This window comes from Streptomyces sp. NPDC048278, from assembly GCF_040652195.1.
Taxonomy (GTDB): Bacteria; Actinomycetota; Actinomycetes; order Streptomycetales; family Streptomycetaceae; genus Streptomyces.
This window is the reverse complement of the sequence record NZ_JBEZLP010000059.1, coordinates 14,011-34,018: the sequence shown is the minus strand read 5'-3', so window position 1 is coordinate 34,018 and position 20,008 is coordinate 14,011. Positions and strand designations below refer to the sequence as shown.

The 20,008-nt window shown below is 69.2% G+C and carries 14 protein-coding genes and 1 pseudogene; 3 read left to right on the top strand and 12 right to left on the bottom strand.

The window, feature by feature from the left end:
- Positions 1-9: 9 nt before the first annotated feature.
- Entirely contained in the window at positions 10-2,343 is a 2,334-nt protein-coding gene (locus tag AB0D74_RS48195) for an NB-ARC domain-containing protein (RefSeq protein ID WP_362602223.1), read from the bottom strand.
- 494 nt (positions 2,344-2,837) lie between these two features.
- Between AB0D74_RS48195 and AB0D74_RS48190 the strand changes: the two genes are divergently transcribed.
- Positions 2,838-4,685, top strand: a complete 1,848-nt coding sequence (locus tag AB0D74_RS48190) for an SIR2 family protein (protein WP_362602220.1) — start codon at positions 2,838-2,840, stop codon at positions 4,683-4,685.
- 119 nt (positions 4,686-4,804) lie between these two features.
- On the opposite strand, the gene AB0D74_RS48185 is transcribed toward AB0D74_RS48190, so the two are convergent.
- Both AB0D74_RS48185 and AB0D74_RS48180 read right to left on the bottom strand, forming a co-directional pair.
- Positions 4,805-5,053, bottom strand: a complete 249-nt coding sequence (locus AB0D74_RS48185; RefSeq protein ID WP_362602217.1) for a hypothetical protein — start codon at positions 5,051-5,053, stop codon at positions 4,805-4,807.
- Positions 5,054-5,064: 11 nt separating this feature from the next.
- Positions 5,065-5,256 (bottom strand): hypothetical protein, encoded by a 192-nt coding sequence (locus tag AB0D74_RS48180; RefSeq protein WP_362602212.1) that lies wholly within the window; start codon positions 5,254-5,256, stop codon positions 5,065-5,067.
- A 506-nt stretch (positions 5,257-5,762) separates the two neighbouring features.
- Here AB0D74_RS48180 and AB0D74_RS48175 point away from each other — a divergent pair.
- Positions 5,763-6,554 carry a methyltransferase domain-containing protein gene (locus AB0D74_RS48175; RefSeq protein WP_362602209.1) on the top strand — a complete coding sequence of 264 codons (792 nt, stop codon included), beginning with the start codon at positions 5,763-5,765 and terminating at the stop codon, positions 6,552-6,554.
- On the opposite strand, the pseudogene AB0D74_RS48170 reads toward AB0D74_RS48175, so the two are convergent.
- Positions 6,519-7,659, bottom strand: a pseudogene (locus AB0D74_RS48170) (IS630 family transposase). The gene AB0D74_RS48175 and the pseudogene AB0D74_RS48170 sit on opposite strands and share 36 nt — an antisense overlap.
- A 356-nt stretch (positions 7,660-8,015) precedes the next feature.
- Entirely contained in the window at positions 8,016-8,321 is a 306-nt protein-coding gene (locus tag AB0D74_RS48165; RefSeq protein WP_362602206.1) for a hypothetical protein, read from the bottom strand.
- On the opposite strand from AB0D74_RS48165, the gene AB0D74_RS48160 reads away from it, so the two are divergent.
- Positions 8,311-10,905 (top strand): helix-turn-helix domain-containing protein, encoded by a 2,595-nt coding sequence (locus AB0D74_RS48160; RefSeq protein WP_362602203.1) that lies wholly within the window; start codon positions 8,311-8,313, stop codon positions 10,903-10,905. The genes AB0D74_RS48165 and AB0D74_RS48160 overlap by 11 nt on opposite strands.
- A gap of 131 nt (positions 10,906-11,036) precedes the next feature.
- On the opposite strand, the gene AB0D74_RS48155 is transcribed toward AB0D74_RS48160, so the two are convergent.
- From AB0D74_RS48155 to AB0D74_RS48125, 7 genes are all read right to left on the bottom strand, one after another.
- Entirely contained in the window at positions 11,037-11,564 is a 528-nt protein-coding gene (locus AB0D74_RS48155; protein ID WP_362602200.1) for a hypothetical protein, read from the bottom strand.
- Positions 11,565-11,658: 94 nt separating this feature from the next.
- Positions 11,659-14,010 carry a hypothetical protein gene (locus tag AB0D74_RS48150; protein ID WP_362602197.1) on the bottom strand — a complete coding sequence of 784 codons (2,352 nt, stop codon included), beginning with the start codon at positions 14,008-14,010 and terminating at the stop codon, positions 11,659-11,661.
- 165 nt (positions 14,011-14,175) lie between these two features.
- A complete protein-coding gene (locus AB0D74_RS48145; protein WP_362602194.1) occupies positions 14,176-15,537 on the bottom strand; it encodes a CapA family protein in 1,362 nt (453 codons plus the stop codon).
- On the bottom strand, positions 15,530-17,416 hold the full coding sequence (locus tag AB0D74_RS48140; protein ID WP_362602191.1) for a CocE/NonD family hydrolase: 1,887 nt from the start codon (positions 17,414-17,416) through the stop codon (positions 15,530-15,532). Before AB0D74_RS48140 ends, AB0D74_RS48145 begins: the two co-directional genes overlap by 8 nt.
- Positions 17,416-18,285 carry a transporter substrate-binding domain-containing protein gene (locus tag AB0D74_RS48135; protein WP_362602188.1) on the bottom strand — a complete coding sequence of 290 codons (870 nt, stop codon included), beginning with the start codon at positions 18,283-18,285 and terminating at the stop codon, positions 17,416-17,418. Before AB0D74_RS48135 ends, AB0D74_RS48140 begins: the two co-directional genes overlap by 1 nt.
- A gap of 59 nt (positions 18,286-18,344) precedes the next feature.
- On the bottom strand, positions 18,345-19,130 hold the full coding sequence (locus tag AB0D74_RS48130) for an amino acid ABC transporter ATP-binding protein (protein ID WP_362602185.1): 786 nt from the start codon (positions 19,128-19,130) through the stop codon (positions 18,345-18,347).
- Between the two features lie 3 nt (positions 19,131-19,133).
- The gene (locus tag AB0D74_RS48125; RefSeq protein WP_362602182.1) at positions 19,134-19,901 is read right to left on the bottom strand and encodes an amino acid ABC transporter permease; all 768 of its coding nucleotides are present in this window, start codon (positions 19,899-19,901) and stop codon (positions 19,134-19,136) included.
- Positions 19,902-20,008 lie beyond the last annotated feature (107 nt).

Sequence of the window (20,008 nt, the reverse complement as noted above, 5' to 3'; positions counted from 1 at the left end):
TGACAGATCTCACGGATGCGCCCCGGCCAGTCGGGCCCGGATACGTTCGAGGCCAGCCTGGTCGCCGTTTTGTTCGTAGCACGCGGCGGCGGCGTGCAGGTCCTCTCTTTCCTGTGCGGGGCGGCCCGCGAGACGGTGGCAGTCGGCCCTTGCTTCAAGGGCCTCGGCCAGTTGCAGCCCCGCGCCTGCCTCGGTCATCGCTGTGACGGCCTCGTCCAGGCACACGCGGGCGAGCTCTGCGTCTCCCCCGGCCAGATGTGCGTCTCCCAGGCTCATGTAGACGCGTCCCGCGTTGTACAGATCGCCGCCGTCATCGCCCGGCAGCCGGCGGAACTGCGCGAGGGCGTCGTTGAGCTGGATGACAGCGGTGCCGAGGTCGCGCCGCCGGGTCAGGACGCGGCCGATGTGGTGGTCCAGAAGAGCGGTGGCGCGCGGCACGTCGCCGAATCCGTCCTCGCCCGGGCCGATGCGGCGCAGGATCGCCCGTGCCTCCTCGAAACACCGCTGGGCCGCCTCGAACTCCCACTGCTTGAGGTGGAGCAGTCCTCGTGCCTCGACAGCGCTGGCCTCTCCGCGGTGGTGGCCGCAGGCCCGCTCCGCACTCCGGGCGTGATCGAGGGCATCAGCAGCCTCGCGTGCCTGGCCGGCTCCCATGTAGGCGAAGGCGAGCTGTGTCCACATACGGCCTGCGGCGCGCCGGTCACCGAACTCCTCGGCACTGCGCCGGGCTGCTTCGATGCCGAGCAGGTGTGTGTCGATCCACTGCGTGTGGAAGCCGAGTCGCAGGTGCAGGCCCCACATGGCCTCGCACAACTGCCATACGAGGTCGTCGAAGCCGTGGTGGGCGGCGGCCCGGATGACGGCCGCGAGGTTCTCTCGTTCCCGGAGCAGTTCGGCCAGGGCGTGTTTGCCGTCGTCACGGGCGCGGCGTTCGGGCAGGGCGAGGTGCTGGTAGGCGGGGCCGAGCCGCCAGCGCAGCGGCATGACCCGGAAGTCCGCGCCCGCCGCGAAGCGCAGGTGCGCGATGGCGACCCGGCGGATGGCGGCGGCCATGCGGCCGTGGCCGTCCTCGGCGACAGCCCGTTCGTGGGCGTGTGCCCGGGTCAGGTCGTGGAACCGGTAGCGCTCTTCGCCCACTTCCTCCAGCAGGTGCACCCGGGCCAGCTGCTCCAGTCGCACCCGGGCCTCGTCCATGCCGATTTCGGCGGTGTGTGCGGCGCACAGGACGGTCACGGTCGGCCAGGCCCACACGGCAATCGCCCGGTAGAGCGCGGCGCAGTCGGGCGTCAGTTCACGGTAGGCGGTGTCCTGGGCAAGACGTACCGGATCGGCCGGGACGTCGGGGCCGCTCTCGCTCACGACGGTGCTCCCCTCCTGGTCGTGGCCGCGGATCCGGTCGGCCAGTTGCCGCGCGACGCGCTCCCAGGTCAGGTGTTCACGCACGGCCAGGCTGGCGCCGGTGGTGCACACCGCGAGGGGGACGCCGCCCGTGCCGTCCGCGACGGCCCGGACCACCGCGTCCGGGGCCGGCGCGCGATCGTTTCCGACGACCCGTCTGATCAAGGTGACCGAGTCCTCAGTTGAGAGCGGGCCCAGCAGGTAGGGCCGGGCGCCGTGGTCGCCGACGAGTCCCTCAAGCCGGTGACGGCTCGTCACCAGAACAAGAGCGTGGGAGGAGGCGGGGAGCAGCGGGGCGGCCTGGGCGGCACTGTGCGCGTTGTCCAGGACGACGATCATGCGTCGGTCTGCCGTGCAGTCACGGTAGAGATCGCGCTGGCGGGCCTCGTCGCCCGGCACCATGGCCGGTGGCACGCCGAGCCGCTCCAGGAAACGTGCCAGGACATCAGAGGGCGCAAGTGCCGTACTGGCTGAGGCTCCTTGCAGGTCCGCAAACAGGACACCGTCGGGAAACCGCTCCTCCAGCGCGAGCGCGCACTGAATGACGACGGCGGTCTTGCCGATGCCGCCCTGCCCGGTCACCACGGCGACAGCGGGCGCCCCAGTCGCCCGGTCATCGTCCATCAGTGCAGTGAGCCATGTGAGCACGTCCGCTCGGTCCGTGAACATCGCCGTCGTCGGCGGCAGCATCCGCGGACGCACCGCGGCCATTCGCGGCGTCAGCCACGAGGCCTCACGCACCCATTCCCTCACCTCACGGGCATCCTGCGGTGAGCGGCTGAGCAGTTCCATCAGCCATGCGGCAGCCGCCGCCCGCTCGGGCTCGGTGACGGGCAGGGAGGGGCGGCTCGCACTACCGCCCGCGGTATCCGTGTCCCGTCCCTCGGCATCGCTGCTCCTGCGGCTGAGCAAGTCGTAGAGCTTCTCGGAGGTCCGTCTGCCCATCTCTCCGCCCGCTCCAGACAAAGCCCCCGAGGTAACCGTGCCGACAGCCGAGGACACCATGCCCATCAACAGTTCCACTGCCGCCTCCCCCAACTCGCCTTTCCCGCAATGCTATCCACGAGATCACCGACACAGCCGACGGCGACGCCGCCACGAGAGCGGGTGTGCAGGGGGCCGGCGAAGCGAGTGCGGACGGTACCGGGACCTGCGCGCGGTGTCCGAGCCGTCCCTGTGCGCAGGCGCGTGTCCCGGCAGGTGCCGGACAGCTGCGGCAGCGGGCCCTGCGCGCCGGGGACACACCGTCACCCCTGCAGGCGGGTTCGCCTGCCGCGCGGACGGCGCCGCGACGGCAGGCCGCGACGGGGGCACCGGCGCGGAGCAACCCCACCCCATTCTCGTCATAGTGACGATTATTGAGGTAGTGTTGAACACCAACAGGTGGCTGGTGGTGCCCTCATCCGTGGGATGGGTCACCGGCACAAGGAGGCACTGGGGTGGAGAGCGAGACGGGCGCGGCGGGCGCCTCGAACGGTCCGGTCGTCGTGCCGGCCGGGACCCTCATCGAGCCGTCGATGGCGCTTGCGCTGAACATGCACTCCAGCCCGGGCGTGTACGCGCTGCTGCTGGGGGCGGGCATCTCGATCGCGTCGGGGGTGAAGACCGGGTGGGGTGTGGTGGAAGACCTCGTCGGGAAGGTGGCCGCGGTACGCGATCCCGATGATCCCGGTGCGCGCGCGGCGGCCATGGCGGATCCCGAGAAGTGGTGGGAGGCCCACTGCGGCGAGCCTCTCGGCTACTCCGCCCTGCTGGGCTCCGTGGCACCGGGGCCCGCCTCGCGGCAGGCCATGCTCGCCGGCTACTTCGAACCTGCGGAGGGCGACGAGGCCGGCGCGAAGGGGCCGACCGCTGCGCACCGGGCGATCGCACAACTGGTCACGCGGGGCAGCATCCGTGTCATTCTCACCACCAACTTCGACCGGCTGACGGAGCGGGCGCTGCAGGAGGCGGGGATCTCGCCTCAGGTGGTGCACCGGCCGGAGCAGTTCGACGCCATGCAGCCGCTCGCGCACAGCCAGGTCACCGTGATCAAACTGCACGGCGACTATGCGGACCTGGAGCAGCGCAACACGGTCGATGAGCTTGAGGCCTATCCGCAGGCTCAGCAGAGGGTCCTGGAGCGTGTGCTAGACGAGTACGGGCTGATCGTGTGCGGCTGGTCGGCGGACTGGGACGCGGCGCTGGTGCGCGCGGTAGAAGGCACCCGCTCACGCCGGTACCCGATGTTCTGGTCCCAGTACGGTTCCCTCGGGTCCGCTGCCCGCCGGCTGACGGCCCGGCACGGTGCGGCGGTGATCGAGGGCATGGACGCGGATGAACTGTTCACCGGCCTGGTGCGACGGGTGGAGGCGCTGGATCACCTGTCGGTGGCTCCCGTCACCCGGGACGTGGCCGTCATCCAGCTCAAACGCGCCCTGGCCGACCCGGTACGCCGCATCGAACTGTCGGACCTCGTCTCCCAGGCCGTCGGCCAGGTCGTGGACGGCGGCACCCCGCACCGTCGGCCGGTCGTCTCCCCTCCTGCCACGTGGGCCGACACCTTCGCGGCCCACGTACGCGGCTACCGGGCCGACAGCGACACCCTGCTGCACCTCCTCGCCAACGGCATCTACCACGACGACGGGACCCACGATCGGCTGTGGCTGCGCGCCGTCGAGCGCCTGGTCCGCATGCGCGAGGTCACCCCCGGCCGGTACGACGAGTGCCTGGAGAGGCTGCGTCACCTCCCGGCACTCCTGGCGACCTGGACCATCGGTGTCGCCGCGGTCCTGAGCCACCGCGAAGAATTGCTGGCGAGCATCGCAACCCGTCCGCAGTGGGCCTATCCGAGCTCCGGCCGCACGCCCGAGGGCCCTGCCTGGTATCTCAACCCTGCCCATGTCATCGAGACCCAGGGGCTGCACGACATGCACCGCGCCGAAAACGGCAACAGGCTGCCGTATCCCCAGAGCAACTGGCTCAAGGACACGTTGCGTGAGCCGTTCCAGCTCGTCGAACCCAGCGACACCGCCTACCAGGAGGCCTGCGCACGCTTCGAGTTCCTGATCTCCATGACCGCGATGGACACCGACCTCGAGTTCCGCGCCAACCCGTGGGCCGGCGAGTTCCTCCTCCACGCCACCTGGGGGTGGGACAACACCGGCCTGGCCGGATCCGTCGCCAAGGAACTCAGTGACACCTGGCCGCTCCTGCAGGCCGGCGCGTTCGGGGGAAGTCTCGAACGCGCACAGGCCGCCCACGCCGCGCTCGTCGCCTGGAGGAGCCCGAACCAACGGCATCGGTGACACCCGCCGCACAACGGTCCCGCCGGGCCCGACCCGCACAACGGGGCCACGGTCGCGCCGAACGGCCGGCGGAGCACGGCCATCGCAGACAACACCCGCCCGCAACGGCATGGTGCCCTCTACTTCTCGCCGGAGAGGTCGGCGGCAGGGGGCTGGTAGCCGCAGGAGCAGTGCTGGCCCTCGCGGATGTAGCAGTGCTCGAAGTGGCCCGCGAAGACGTCTCCCTCCGCACGGTCGGCTTCCGCGCGCAGCGCGGCGGCTTTCTCCAGCCACATCCGCTCCTCGTCGGTGCGTGGGCCAGCGTGTATCGGCGGTACGCGCTGTTCCAGCTCTGCGGCGCGGGCTCGAAGGTCGATCGGATCGCTCATGATCAGTGTTCTCACTTCAGCTTGTTGCAGCGGCCGGTGGCCGTGAAGAAGGTCCGTACGAGGTCGCCGGGCATCCGGTAGCCCTTGACCTTCCCGAACCCCGGCCCCTGCGGCTGGATCGGGGTCTTCATCCCATCAGGCCGCCAGCCCTCGCGGACACCGCGCTCCAGGATGCGCTTGAGGGCGCCGCTGTGGCCGCGCAAACTGCTTCCGTCCGTGCGGAGTTCCTCGTCGCTGACGAACCCGTCGTTGACGACCGCTTCCCTTAACGATGTCCTGCGCCCGCGATGGCAGGGTCCCGGACCCCGTGGTCGCTGCCGGAGCCCGCTGACACCCGCCCCAGCCGTCGTGGACTGTCTCGGCGGGGAGGGCACCAGCAGCCCGGGGCTCAGGTGCCGTCTGCTCAGATCAGTGGCCGCGGTGCGATGACCCCGTCGTCCGCTTTCCAGCTAGTGCCGCATCAGACAACGTTGGCCCTGTAGTACCGCTGGAAAACTCGTCGAGAAAGTCTGCCTGGCGCGTCCGAGGATGGGTCTTTCCTGGCCCCGTAGCGGTGCTTGGGTGGATGCGGGGGTGGAGGCCGGAGTGGGTTGCCTGGCAGTCTCCCCTGGGGCCCGCAGCAGCCCACTTCAGCCGTCGCAGAATACCACCTGACCTGGCCTTTCGTCTTCCTCGCTCCTATGATCGCACTCGGTCGAAGGGGGGCCGGGTGGACCGGACCGTACGCACTGTCGAGGACGTTTTCGCGCTCTTGGACGGGCTGTTCGCATCGGAATCCGAGGCCGGCCGCTTGGCGACCGGCGACGGCAGGGACTTCTGGAACCGCTTCTACGCGGACCGGTCAAGGCCGGTGCCGTTCTTCGTGGCGAAGCCGGACGAGAACCTGGCCGCCTACCTCGACCAGGGCCTGATCGCTCCCGGTCGGGCCTTGGACCTGGGCTGCGGGGCGGGCCGCAACACCTTGTTCCTCGCTTCACGCGGATTCGAAGTGGATGCCGTCGATCTCGCTTCAGTGGGCATTGCCTGGGCCAAGGATCGGGCTCGCGAGGTCCGGGGCGATATCCGCTTCCTGTGTGGTGATGCGTTCGCCCTCTCCGCCACCGAGTTGAGCGGCCCGTACGACCTGGTCGTCGACTCGGGATGCTTCCACCACCTGCCACCGCACCGCCGTGTCAGCTACCTGGCCCTGCTGGACCGCGTCCTGGCCCCCGGCGGCCATGTCGCGCTCACCTGCTTCGCCGCCGGCGAGGGGGGAATAGGGTCGGAGCTCGCCGACGCGGACCTCTACCGTGAGCGCGAGTTGCAGGGCGGACTCGCCTACACGCCTGAGGCGCTGCGCTGGATCTTCTCGGACCTGGTCGAGGTCGAACTGCGTCGCATGCGCGAGGAGCCGGCCGAGTCAGCGCTCTTCGGTGTGACGTTCCTGTGGACCGCGTTGTTCCGTCGGGATGCAGCCTCTGCCGTATCAGGCGACGTTCGCCCTGTTCACGACCTCGCGTAGGCGCTCGTCCTGGGCGTGCTTGTTCCGCCAGATGAGGTAGCGGCGGATCATGCTGCCCTGATCCTTGTGACTGGCGTGGTCGGTGCCGTCCAGGGTGAAGTAGCGCAGGGCGGTGAACTGGGCCTCGATGCGGTTGAGCCATGAGCTGTTGGCCGGGGTGTAGGCGATTTCGACGTTGTTGGCCTGGGCCCAGTCGGCGACGCGGTGGCAGCGTTTGGTGGTCAGGTGCGGGGAGTAGTTGTCGCAGATGATCGCGATGCGCTTGCCGGCCGGGTGGAGGGATCGCAGGTAGCGGCAGAACTCCAGGAACTTGGAGCAGTTCTTGGTCTTCTTGATGTGGCCGTAGAGCTGGTCTTTGCCCAGGTCGTAGGCTGCGAACAGGTGGCGGACGCCGTGCGGGCGGGTGTAGGTCGCGCGGCGTCGCCGTCGGGGTTCGCGGTCGGGGTCCTTGTGCGTGCCGCCGCGTTCGGCCCACTGGCGGCCGGGGTGGGGCTGGAGGTTGAGCGGCCCGAACTCGTCCAGGCAGAAGATGACCTCGGGCTCGCCGGGCTCGGGCAGGACCTCGCCGTCGGCAATGGCATAGAGGTGCTCGACGCGAGCTTTCTTGGCGGCGTATTCGGGGTCATGGGAGGTCTTCCAGGTCTTCAGTCGTTGAAAGTTGAAAGGTGACGCCTTCCTCGCGGAGCAGGATGCGCAGGCCCTCGTGGCTGATGGCGTCGACCACCCCCTCGGCAATCAGGAAGTCGGCCAGTTTGACCAGGCTCCAGGTCGAGAACGGCAGCCCGTGCTCGACCGGCCTGGACTTGGCGGTCTTCTTGATCTCGCGGCGCTCAGGCAGTGTGAACGTCCTGGGCCGGCCGCCCTTGTACCTGGGGTAGAGCGAGGTGAAGCCGTCGGTGTTGAAGTCGTGGATCACATCTCGGACCCGATCGGGGCTGGTGAACGTCACTGGGGCGATCTTGGCCACGTCCATGCCCTGAGCCGATAAGAGCACCATCTGGGCCCGCCGCCAGGTCACCACCGATCCGGTTCCCCGGCGGATGATCTGATGCAGCCGCTGCCCTTCGTCGTCATCGATCTCGCGGACCCGCACACGCTCAGCCACCCACCCACCCACCCAGCATGGCGTACAACGAGCCGTCCCGATCACCATCTGAACGGCTCGTCACAACAGGGCGAACGTCGCTTGATGCGGCACTAGTCCTTAAAGATCACGGCGTCGGGTGGCCCGAGGGCCGCGGCAAGGGATTCCGTCAGGGGCATCGCCGCGGGCAGTTGGACTGCGTGGGCGATGAGTTCGGCGATACGGCTGCCGGTGACCAGTCGCAGACAGCATCGGCTTCGTTCCGGGCAGTTGAGATGCTGGAGGGCGGGGCCGTATGTGAGCGAGCCGGCGTGCAGCCTCCAGCTCTCGCTCAACGGCTAGAGGCTGAGGTTCAGGCGGTACATCTGACTGCACGGTCAGCCTGCGAGGGCCATAGCGGCCGTCGCCAAAGCGGCGGCCACCGTCACGGTGGCGGCGAAGGCGGCAGCAGCTCGGGTGATGGCGGCCGGATAGCTTGCGCCGTCGCGGCGTGAAAGGTAGCCGGCTGCGGCTGCGGCCGTGATGGCGAGCACGAGGGCGGCCAGGGCGGTGAACAGGGCCAAGACCAAGTGGGGCGACACGGTGACGGATCCTTTCCCGGAATGGGGCGGCACGGGGATGTACCGACCGCAAATCTGGTGGGGAGTGCGTTCATCGGGGTTCGGGTGAACGATGATGGACACGGTCGAACACGTCGTAGCGGGGAAGCGGGGGCGTCAAGGGTTGAGCGGGGGAACCCGGAAGGGCGATGGGCAGGCACTGGCCGAGTTGCAGGCGCTTTTGGAGCAGGGGCGCGCCAAGGCCCGGATGGATCAGACGCAGCTCGCACGGCGTGCTGGACTGGGTCGCACGACGGTGAGCAAGGCCTTGCGGGCGATCGATCAGGTGCCGTCCGTGACGACGGTGGCCGCGATGGCAAAGGCCCTGGGCCTGGATGCCGACCGGCTGCTGGGGCTGCAGAGGCAGGCAGACGCGGAGGCCCAAGGTCTGACGGAGACGGCTTCGGACGGCGCGAGGGAGGGCATCGGGCACCCGATCTGCGCCTGCGACCCGTATGACCTGGAAGTCCACCCCGCAGGCGCCGCGGAGGGCGACGCCGCGCACGCAGCAGCGGGTACTGAGCTGCCGCGGACAGCACAGGTACCCGTCCTGCCGGGATATGTGCGACGCGGTCACGATGAGGTCCTCGATCAGGTCGTACAGGCAGCGTCCGCGGGGCGCAGCGGCATGCTTGTCCTGGTCGGGTCGTCCTCCACGGGCAAGACCAGGGCGTGTTGGGAGGCTGTCCAGCCGCTTGCCGATATGGGATGGCGGCTGTGGCATCCCTTCGACCCCACCCGGGCCGAAGCCACTCTCGCTGACATCCGGCGAGTGGGGCCGCGCACCGTGTTGTGGCTCAATGAAGCCCAGCACTATCTGGGTGACGCCCAAAAGGGCCCGGACATCGCCGCCGCGGTCCGCTCCTTGCTCACCGACCCGGGTGCCGGGCCGGTCTTGGTGCTGGGAACCCTCTGGCCCGAGTACGACCGCGCCTACACAGCGCTCCCCTTCCCCGGAGAGTCGGACCGTTTTGCGCAGGTCCGTGCGTTGCTGGCAGGACGGACCGTTCCCGTGCCCGATGCGTTCGACGACGCCGCGCGGTCGGCGGCACGTGACCTTGCGGCGGCCGGCGACCGGGTGCTCGCTGCCGCCTTGGACCGTGCCGAAGCAGGCCGCGTCACGCAGGAGTTGGCCGGTGCGCCCGAGCTCCTACACCGCTTCCGCACCGCCAGTCCACCGGCGCGTGCCCTTCTTCATGCCGCGATGGATGCCCGTCGGCTCGGCGCCGGTCTCCACCTTCCGCTGGCGTTTCTCACCGACGCCGCCGTTGACTATCTCACCGACCGCGAGTACGACGGGCTGGGTCCGGACTGGGCGGAACAAGCTCTGGCCGAACTCGCGGCACCCGTGCACGGTCGGCTCGCCCCTTTGCAGCGTGCCCGGCGACGCCCCTCCCGCCGCGCTCCCGGAGTTCGACGGGATCGGGACACCGCGCGCGGCGTCGTCTACCGGCTGGCTGACTATCTGGAGCAGCACAGTCGAACAGAACGCCGCGGCCTGTGTCCGCCGGCTTCCTTCTGGGAGGCAGCTCACCACCATGTGACGGATGTCCAAGACCTCGGCAGGCTCGCCCACGCTGCGGAAACGCGGCATCGGCTCCAATGGGCCTACCACCTCTACAAGCGCGTGGATCCCTGGTTCGCACTCAAACGGCAGGTCGGCTTCCGCCTGCGTGCCGACGACAGGGAAGGGGCAGCCGAACTGCTCAACGAAGCCCTCGCGCAGGGGTGTCGTGCCGCCCTGTTCGAGCTGGTCCATCTCCGGTTGGGCTCCGGCGACCGGCAGGCTGCCGAGGAACTCCTGGCCGAGCCCGCAGCCAGCGGCGACCCGTTCGCGCTCAGGGAGCTCGCAGCTCTGCGGGAGCGGGCGGGAGACGCCAAGGCTGCCGAACAGCTATTGACTGAAGCCGTCCGTGCTGGCGATACGCAGGCCCTGTTCGCTCTCTCGTGGCTTCGCCGTGCCGCTGGTGATGACGAGGGTGCCGAACGCCTTCTGGTCCAGGCTGCCGACGCAGGCGATGCCGTCGCTCAACTCATTCTCAGCGAGCACATGCAAGATGACTCCGAAGAGCTGACGAGCTCGCTCCCCCATCACGTTGAGGCCTCGGCCGACGCGGATGCTGCGCCGCTTGCCGAGACGGGATCCGGGCACAACCAGTCGGTCGACCTGTCCCTCGCCGAAGCTGCCGAGGCAGGCCAGCCATGGGCCACGATCGAACTCGCCCGTCGCCGGCAGCAGGCCGGAGACCCTCAAGGCGCTGAACAGTTCTTCACCAATGCGGCTGAGGCCGGTCATCAGTGGGCCGTCAATCAGCTTGCCCGTCTCCGGCACGCTGCCGGAGACCATGAGGGCGCCGAGCAGCTCCTGGCGGAGGGCGCTGACAGGGGTGAGCCGACCGCTTTTTTCGAGATTGCCCGGATCCGCCGAGCGGTCGGTGATCTACCCGGCGCGGAACAAGCTCTCAACCGGGCCGACGAGACCGGTCATCCTCAAGCCCTCATCGAACTCTTCCTGCTCCTGACGGCGGCCGGAGACGATGCCCGCGCCGAAGACACCGTCAAACGCGCCCTCAACGCCGGGAAAGCCTGGGGCGGAACCAGAAGGGACGTCTTCAGCATGTGGAGCTACGGGCTTGACCCTGACGGAACTCCCACCCCGCCCTGGTGACCACTGCGCGGGCTACTGAGCCGCGCGGTCGGGTGGTGCCGGCACTGGCCGGAAAACAGGGCAGGACCACCGCGGTCCGAACGGCCTGCAGTATCTGGTCACCTGCGGCTCGCCCATGAAGCCTTCGCTTGCTACTGGCTTGCGTACGGCGGCGGGCAAGTGCGCAGACCCGCCGCGGCGTGGACGGCTGTCATGGTGGTCTGACTCGCCCTGTATGCCAGGTCCTCGAAATACACCATGCTCAGGTTGCGGTGCCTTTCCCGCTCTGCGTAGACGTAGGGCGCCAGTGTGGTCCAGACGCGGGCGATTGCGTTGCCGTAGGCACCGAGGATGAGCTGCTCGTCGACGATCCCGTGGGCGACGAGTTTGCCGACGTCGTCGTAGAACAGTCCCACCCTGCGGATGTGCATCTTCACCTCTTCGGGAAGCATGCGATATCCGCCGTGGGCGGAGTGGGCTGCTGTCAGATGATCGCGGATGTACTCGATCGACCGGGAGAACTCGAGCGTCCGGGTCTCTTTGAAGAGGTCAAGGACGATCGGCAGCAGGTTGGAGTGATGAGCTAGCCGCAGCTGCCTGCGGGCCACGGCGAGGGACGTGGCCAAGGCTCCGGCGGAGACAACCAGCGCGAGCACGTTGAGTAAGGCGGAAGCATCCATCCGACGACTGTGACCGCTTCCGGCTCCGGAGCGAAGAGTCCCGCGCGTCGGCGGCCGGGGCACCATAGTCAGCCATCCGCTCGAACGTTCAGCCTTAAGCCGGGGCGAGGGGTTCGAGGACGGGCGCGGAGGAGCCCACGGCGGTGAGCAGATAGACGTCAGGGGCGTACCGGCCCGCCGTACGCAGGCCGTGCAGTTCGCGTCGTGCCACCGTCAGGGTGGCGGTGTTCCATGCCGGAGCGGCGGTCGCGAGGAGGAGCCGGTGCGCGGCAACCGCTTTGCAGCCGTCGAGGAGTTTGCACAGCTCTCTTTTGATGTCGCGGTGGACGCTGCCCAGGGTGTTGGTCTTCTTCGCTTCGCCGAGCCAGATCTCGTCGGCGCCGGCGAGGGCGAAGTCGATCTCCACGAACGGCTCTCCGTCGCGGAGGATCTCGAACTCCGCTGCGACCAAGGGGCGCGTGCCTCTGGCCTGTTGGCGCAGGTAGCGGGTGGCGAGCAGGGGCACGTCGGCGTTGTTGTCGATGAGTTCGGCGACGGCTGGGTGCAGTTCGTAGGACCATTCGGGTTCGCTGGTGTCTGTTTTCCAGCGTGCCTGGACGAGGTCGTTGCCGACGCCGCAGCGGCGGCAGCGGTAATGCTGTGTGATCTCTTCCAGGGGGTAGAACTCGAAGGCCGGGCATTCCTGGCAGCCAAGGGCCAGTCCTCTGCGCAGAATTCCCTGTCTGGCCCATTCGTCGACCTGGGTCCGCCGCTGTGGTGTGTCCCACTGCGGCGCGACGGAGGTGGCGGCCAGGGCGCGGAAGGTCATCACCACCGAGGTCTTCAGGGCCCACCAGGCGTCTTCGGGCTGGCCGGGATGCTGCTGGCCGGGCAGGAAGGTCTTCAGCAGGTCCCAGCCCGGGCTAGCGGCGAGGTCCTCAAGGGCCGTGCGGGAGCCGAGAAGGCGCTCGGCCACTGCCGACCGTTTGCCTGCGGCGCTCGGCTGAACAGCCTGCGGCGCAGCCGCCGTTGCCAGGATAGCGGGCAGGCTCGGCCACCTCAGTCGCGGTGCGGCCAGCCTGCCCGCCAGGGAAGCGCCGTGGGGGACGAAGTCGAAGCGGTGGGAGGAGTAGGTGATGCCCCCGTCCGCGGCCCTCACGAACGTCTCCCACACGTTGCTCTGCCCTGCGTACAGTGCGTCGCCGGCCAGGGCGCGGTGCGGTGGCAGCGGGTGGTCCGAAGCCACTAGCAGGACCTGCCATTTGTCCCGGGCTGCGTCCAGTCCTGCTGGTACCTCCGCGGGGAGCCCCAGGGCCGCCTCCAGTGAGCCGTCCGGCAGCACTGTGGCCGGCAGCGAGCGCGGCAGATCCCACGCCTGTTCGTGTACATAGAGGCTGCTGCCACTGGTGCGCAGCTCGTTTGCCGGCACACACTCGAACCCCTTGTCGTCCACCTCTTTGCCGTCGACGAAGGCGCGCGGCCGCCGGTCCCACATCGTGCGCATCCGCGCCTCGACGTCCTTCACCGGCATCGAGGCGCTGGTCACGCGGACTGTCCCTGTCCCTGTCCAGCGCGGAAAGCGGCCCATGATCGTCAACGGGCTCGGGTCAGGCCACGGCAGCCACATACACGGGCCGTGGACCAGGCCGGCGAGTTGGGCCAGCGCGAAGTCCTCGGGTCTGTCCCCGACGACCACTACCGGCTCCGATTGAAAGCGGGCGCGGTCCAGGCGCACGCATCGGGCCGCTGCGGGGTCGAGCAGGGCGAGTGTGTCCTGCGGCGATGAGGGATGCAGCCAGTCCAGCAGTGCGGTGTCGGCCCGCTGGACGACGCCGTCTCGCCAGCGCGCCTCATCGGGTATAGGGGAATCGTCGGGGGCCGCTTCCAGGTCCACGCCGACGCGGGCCGCGTAGGACAGCACAGTCGGCGTCGTCACCAGGGGGAAGGGGACGCCCAAAACTGGCCGGACGGCCACGTCGGCCAACACGGTCAGGCCCATGTTGGCCGGGTCGTCGAGCAGATGCGTCTCCTGCACTGCCTGCCGAATGGTGTTCACGCTCAGCCGCTCTCGCAGTCCCGCGAGCGCAGGCTCGAGGTCCGGCAGCCCACCGAAGTTCCACGGCTCCGTACGTGCGTGGTCTTCGGCTTCGCGTCTCGTCTCGCTCTCAAGGCCGCCCAGCGCCCGGGACACGGCCCCCGGGTAGATCCCCTCGACCGTGGCGCCGGAAGGCATGTACTCCAGTACATGATCGGGCTGCATCCGCTGCATCGCATCCGCCAGAGCAGGATGACCGACCGCGGAGGCAGGAACGACCGCTCCGGCACAGCCTCCCCAGACCCGGCTCAGCGCGCCCAGACCCGCCGCAGCCCAGCGCACCCACTGCGCCTCGGCAGACGGCACCACTACCAGCAGCCGCGGCGGCCGCGCGAACGCCCGCAACCCCAGGAACCGAAACTCATCAGCCACTCCCCCACTCTGGCAAAGCAGCCGCCCCGCGAGCATCCGATATTGCCCGCTCCAAGGCCCGAGTCAACCGTGTGCGACCGCTGTCACCGATCCTGGTCCGCCCATGACACCATGAGCGCCAGCGGTGCGGTCCAGTACTCAGACCACCGTGCCAAGCGCAGGCAGTCAGAGGCTGAGGTGGCCGATCCCGTCCTTGATCGTGATCTCGGTTCCGAACGGTTTCGAGAGCCGCTGCAGACGCTGGAGAATCCGGTCCGCGATGGGCGGGTCGGCCAGCCGGGGAATGCCGCGGTCGGCGTCGCGGGGGCCCTCCCAGTGGAGTTCGGCGGGGTGCAGTTCGACGGCATGCAGGGTGCCGCGGCTGTCGTACTGGCTGAGGGCGATGACGGACTCGTACCAGATCTGCTCGCCGAAGACGCCGTGGACGCGTTTGCGTTCCAGGAACTCGGCCTCGGTCTCGCCAGGGTGGGGGGCGTCCTTGTCGTAGGCGCCTGGGGTGAGTGGCTGCTGGGTGTTCTCCATGAAGAAGAAGTTGCCGAGGGAGTAGAAGATCGGGCGGCCTCGGTAGACCTCGATGCCGCGCAATTGGTGCGGGCCGTGGCCGATGAACGCGTCGGCGCCGTTGTCGATCGCCTCGCGGGCGATGAGGGGGAGGAAGTCGGGCGGGTCCTGGCTGTAGTTGCCGGGTTCGTGGGTGTGCATGGTGGCGATCGTGAAGTCGGAGGTCTGCTTGGCCTGCCGTACTGCGTGCAGCACCTCGCGGCGGTCCGACTCGTCGACGGTGAAGCGGAATTCGACGTCGTCGGGGTGGGGGCCGGTGCCGGGTTTGGCCGTGTAGCGAGTACCGAAGAGCGTGACGGTATCGTCTCGGCGGTCCGCCTCCAGTACGGAGGCGCGTACGGAACCGGGCGGCAACGCGTCGCGGATCAAGGCGAGTTCGCGCAGACGGGCGGCGGGAACGGCGATGTGCCGTGTGGTGCGCAGGGCGTTGACGCCGGGGCGGCCCGGGACACGGCCCAGCGGATCGGCGGCGCGGGACATGGCCTCGAAGCGGGAGGCGACGGAGACCAGCGAGACGCGGCCGGCCGGGGTGGTCAGGAACCGGGGAGCGCGGGCGTCGGCGAGGGTGTCGCCGGTGCCGGCGTGCACGATACCGGCCTCGGTGAGCAGTCGGTCGGTGGCCCGCATGCCTGCCACGCCCCAGTCGGTGGTGTGGTTGTTGGCCCGGGACACCATGTCGAAGCCGATCCGGCGCAGGTCGGCGGGCACCCGCGGGGTGCTGATCAGCCATGAGCCGCCGGACTCGGCCTCCGGCCAGCCGCCGAATGTGGCCGGGTCGACGGCGGTGCTCTCGAAGTTGCCGAAGGTCATGTCGGCGGAGCGCAGCAGTTCCAGCATGCGGGGCGAGCGGGTCTCCAGGAGCGGAGCGAGCGCGTCGTCGAGGACCAGGTCGCCGACCGCGGCCAGGGTGAAGCCGTCGCGGACGCCCGCGTCCCGCCAACTGGGGGACAGCGTTCCGTCATGCATGCGGGGTGCCTTTCCGGCCGAGGACCGGCAGGGTCAGCCAGGAACGGCCGCCCATATGGACCCGGTTGGTCGCGACGGCCTTGCGCCGTTCACCGACCTCCGTGCCGCCGGTGTTGGAATTGAGGTCGAAGCGGGGGAAGTTGCTGGAGCTGACGTCGAGCCGGATCCGGTGCCCGACGAGGAACAGGTTCGCGGTGTCCGGCGCCTCGACGGTGATCTCGTACGTTTCGCCCGGCACCATCGGCTCGGGATCGCTGAAGGAGTCGCGGTAGCGGCAGCGCAGGATGCCGTCGGTGAGGTTCATCGCGAAGCCCTGCGGATAGTCGGCGCTCGGTGGATGGACGTCGACGAGTTTGATCGTGAAGTCGGTGTCCGGGGCGCTGGAGGACACTGTGAGGCGCACGCTGACGGGGCCGGCGACGGCAAGAGCCTCGGTGAGCGGCGGGGTCTGGAAGACCAGCACGTCGGGCCTGCTGTCGAGGGGCAGATGGGGCTCGGTGACGCCGAAGAACCGTGCGTCGGGGTGTTGGTGGAAGGCGCCCCCGCTCATCACCGGCTCACCGGAGGTGACTTGGCCGCCGAGGGTCGGCACCGGGTCGCGCGGGTCGAAGTCGTATTCCAGGAAGGGCGGGGAGCTCTCTGGCGCCCGCTGTGAGAGGGTTCCCGTGGCGCCCAGCGTGAAGGTGACGATCTGGGTCTCCTCCGGCGGCCAGGAGGCCGCGGTGCACCAGTGACCGCCGTGGTCGAGGCGTCCCTCGGCGGTGCACCGGCCGGAGCCGCCGCCCATGAGGAAGTACCTGACGGGAGGCGGCGGTTCCGCCATGCCGTCCGGGGCGAGGTGAGCGTCGAACCAGCTCAGCCGCATGGCCGCGTAGCTCTCGGCGAGGCTGCCGTCCAGGCGGGCGTCCGGCCCGAAGTCGACGTCACCGGCGAAGGAGTCGCTGCGTCTGCCGTGGGTCCACGGGCCGAGGACCAGGTAGGCGGGGCTGTTCTTCTTGCGGCCCAGTTCGCGGAAGTTCTCCGTGGCCGTGCGGATGTACGGGTCGTACCAGCTGGACATGTGCAGGCTGGGGACGTCCGGGAAGGCGTCGTAGTAGCCGCGGGCGTAGATGCCCGGCTGCTGCCAGTACGGGCCGAACGCGCCGTTCTCCCACTGCTCCAGCAGGTAGTCCTCGTACTCGGGCACGAACCGGAGCGGGCTCGCCCCGCGGCGCCACGGCATACGGGTGAACCAGGCGGCCAAGTCCTCCGAGTCGAGGGTGGCGCGCAGGGTCGGATCGGCGCGTACGGTCTCGCTCAGCTTGGCCCGGTGGAACGCCCAGGTGGCCTGCTTGAGTTCAAACGCTCCGCCCATGCGGGTGCCCGCCTCGTAGGCGCTGGCGAAGCCGCCGGAGTCGAGGAACATCGCGGCCAGGTGCGGTGTTCCGAGCGAGGCGAGCGCGGCCTGGGCGTGCGCGGAGTAGGAGACGCCCATGGTCGCCACCCTGCCGTCGCACCAGGGCTGTTCGGCGATCCACTCGACGGTGTCGTAGCCGTCGGTGGCCTCGTTGAGGTACTTGACGAAGGTGCCCTCGGAGTCGCCGCGGCCACGGCAGTCCTGCCGTACGACGCGGTAGCCGCCCCGGGTGAACACCTCCGCCGCGGTCTGAGGCGCGGGCGGGTTCTCGCCCCCGAGGGCGCCGTCGGAACCGCGCGCCTCCCGGCGGCCGTATGGTGTGCGCTCCAGCAGGACCGGACCCGGGCTGGGGTCGGGACGGTCCGCGTAGACATCCGCGATGAGCAGGACGCCGTCCCGGGCCGGTATCCTCAGCGCGCTCCGCCAGCAGGAGCGGCCGCCGGGCAAGGACACCCGCCGCCATTCGTTCTCGGTCTCCGGCATCACTTGGCTCCGGGGAACTGGGCGGCGAGCGCGGGCCACGCGGCGATGAGTTCAGGCTCCGGCTGGGTGCTGAAGTACTTGCGGTAGAGGTTGGCGTAGGTGCCGTCCTTCACCATCGAGGCGATCTCGTTGTCGAGAGCCTTGAGGAAGGCCGTGTGGTTCTTGGGCACGGCCATCGAGGTCGGGTGGTCCACCGGTGCGGAGGCCGCCTGCCGCAGGCCGGAGTACTGCTTCATGAACTCCGTCGCGTCCGGGCCGCCCACCAGGAAGGCGTCGATCTGGCCGTTGAGGAGTTGGCTCACCGCGGCGTTCTGGGTCTGGAAGCGGACCGGGTCCGCCTTGGGGATCTTCACCGGGAGCTGCGCCTCCTGCGAGGAGCCGGTGACGACTCCGACGCGCTTATCGTTGAAGCCGTCGAAGGTGGAGATCTTGCTCGACTTGGTGGTCAGGACGACGACGGTGCTCCAGAACAGGGGCTTGGTGAAGCTGACGCTCTTCTGCCGTTCGGCGGTCACGCCGAGACCGGAGGAGGCCAGGTCGAACTGGCCCGCGGTCAGCCCCGTCAGCGATCCGGTGACGGTCGTGGCCTTGTAGTCGACCATGAGGCCGAGGCGCTTGGCGGCTTCGTCGGTCACGTCGACGATGAATCCGGCCGACTTGCCGGAGTCCTCGGCGTACGCGAAAGGCGGCTGGCCCGTCTGCGTGGCGGATCTGATGGTGCCGGCCTCGATCAGGTCGTACGGGTTGTCGTCCCCGGATGTGCCGGTACCGCTCCCGCAGCCTGCCAGCACGAGGCCGGACAGGGCGATGACCAGAAGCGAGTGGCGAGGTCTCGCAACAGAACGGGAGGAAAGGGGTGCGATAGGCATGGCGAACTCCTTGAGCGATTCGATGGTGCGGGGGGGGTGCAGCAGCGGAGCGTGTGCTGTCAGAGCACCCGGGCGAGGAACTCGCGCAGCCGTGCCGTCTCAGGGTGTTCCAGCGTCGGGCGGGCCGGGCCCGACTCGGCGATGCGGCCCTCGTCCATAAAGACCACCCGGTCGGCGACCTCACGGGCGAAGCCGATCTCGTGCGTGACGGCGATCATCGTCATGCCGGAGTCGGCGAGCAGCCGCATGACGTCGAGGACGTCCTTGACGAGTTCGGGGTCCAGCGCCGATGTGGCCTCGTCGAACAGCATGACCTCAGGCTTCATCGCCAGCGCCCGGGCGATCGCCACGCGCTGCTGCTGGCCGCCGGAGAGCTGACTCGGCCGAGAGTGCGCCAGGCCAGCCAGGCCGAGCCGACGCAGCTGGGACACGGCCGTCTCCTCGGCAGCGGCCCGGTCCATCTTCAGGACCTTGCGCAGAGCCACGGTCACGTTGTGCAGCACGCTCAGGTGCGGGAACAGGTTGAAGTGCTGGAAGACCATGCCCACCCGGGTGCGCACCGCATCCACGTCCACCCCAGGGCCGGTGATCAGGTCGCCGCCCAGGCGTATCTCGCCCGCCGTCGGCGGCTCCAGCAGGTTCATACACTTCAGCAGGGTGGACTTCCCGGAACCCGACCGGCCGATGACGCACACGGTCTCGCCCGCCGCCACATCGAGGTCCACGCCACGCAGCACCTCCACATCGCCGTAGCTCTTATGCAGGGCGCGGACGCCGACCGCCGCTACAGGGCCCGTACCGGCGTCGAGGGCGAGGGCATTCTTCTGGGACAGGATGTCGGACATCGCTCAGGCCTCCAGCACGGACGGAACGGGCGGAACCGCAGTCGGCGTGGAACCGGCCGCAGGCCCTTTCGGCTTGCGGCCGCCGGTCCGCAGCCGCAGGTCGAGCCGGTTCACCAGGTAGGTGAGCGGGATCGTGAGCAGCAGGTAGCAGGCACCAGCGGCGACGAGGGCAGAGGAGTTGTACGTCGCGGCCTGACGCTCCTGCGCGATGAAGTAGAGCTCGCGCTGCCCGACACCGAGCCCGAGCAGATACACCAGGGCGCTCTCCTTGATGTCGATGATGAACTGGCCCGCCAGCGCCGGCAGTACGTTGCGCACGCCCTGCGGGACGACGATCACCCGCATCGCGGTCAGATAGGACATACCGAGACTGCGCGCCGCGCTCAGCTGCCCGGACGGCACAGCCTGGATACCGGACCGGAAGATCTCCGCCAGGTAGGCCGCCGATATGAGGCCGATGGCGAGCACCGCGTAGCCCAGCGGTTCCCGCCCGAACGGACGGATCCCGGCCGCCGGCAGGCCCAGGCCCACCAGGCTGACGGTCACGATCGCGGGCAGACCGCGGAAGACATCGACATAGAGGCGGGCGGGCATCCTCACGAACCGGCGGTGCGACAGCAGCAGCATCGCAAGGAGCACACCCAGGACGACGCCCATGACGATCGCCAGCGAGGCGATCAGCAGAGTGTTCCTCAGACCCTCGGTCAGCAGGACGGGGAACGCCTTGAACAATTCGTCGGGGTCGAAGAACGTTTGCAGAAACAGGTGCATCGGCCGGAGCCTCTCGCTGCTCGGAGCGGAATTGGACGCAGCCTAGGTCTGCCGGTCGACCGCGACACCGATGCTTACCGCGAGCGCGGTAAGCATCGGCTGTACGC

What these genes read in the sequence shown, in the direction of transcription:
- AB0D74_RS48195 (WP_362602223.1), bottom strand. Translation starts at nt 2,343, where the DNA reads ATGGGCAGACGGACCTCCGAGAAGCTCTACGACTTGCTCAGCCGCAGG.
- AB0D74_RS48140 (WP_362602191.1), bottom strand. Translation starts at nt 17,416, where the DNA reads ATGCCGGAGACCGAGAACGAATGGCGGCGGGTGTCCTTGCCCGGCGGC.
- AB0D74_RS48125 (WP_362602182.1), bottom strand. Translation starts at nt 19,901, where the DNA reads ATGCACCTGTTTCTGCAAACGTTCTTCGACCCCGACGAATTGTTCAAG.
- AB0D74_RS48130 (WP_362602185.1), bottom strand. Translation starts at nt 19,130, where the DNA reads ATGTCCGACATCCTGTCCCAGAAGAATGCCCTCGCCCTCGACGCCGGT.
- AB0D74_RS48155 (WP_362602200.1), bottom strand. Translation starts at nt 11,564, where the DNA reads ATGGATGCTTCCGCCTTACTCAACGTGCTCGCGCTGGTTGTCTCCGCC.
- AB0D74_RS48135 (WP_362602188.1), bottom strand. Translation starts at nt 18,285, where the DNA reads ATGCCTATCGCACCCCTTTCCTCCCGTTCTGTTGCGAGACCTCGCCAC.
- AB0D74_RS48160 (WP_362602203.1), top strand. Translation starts at nt 8,311, where the DNA reads ATGATGGACACGGTCGAACACGTCGTAGCGGGGAAGCGGGGGCGTCAA.
- AB0D74_RS48185 (WP_362602217.1), bottom strand. Translation starts at nt 5,053, where the DNA reads ATGAGCGATCCGATCGACCTTCGAGCCCGCGCCGCAGAGCTGGAACAG.
- AB0D74_RS48145 (WP_362602194.1), bottom strand. Translation starts at nt 15,537, where the DNA reads ATGCATGACGGAACGCTGTCCCCCAGTTGGCGGGACGCGGGCGTCCGC.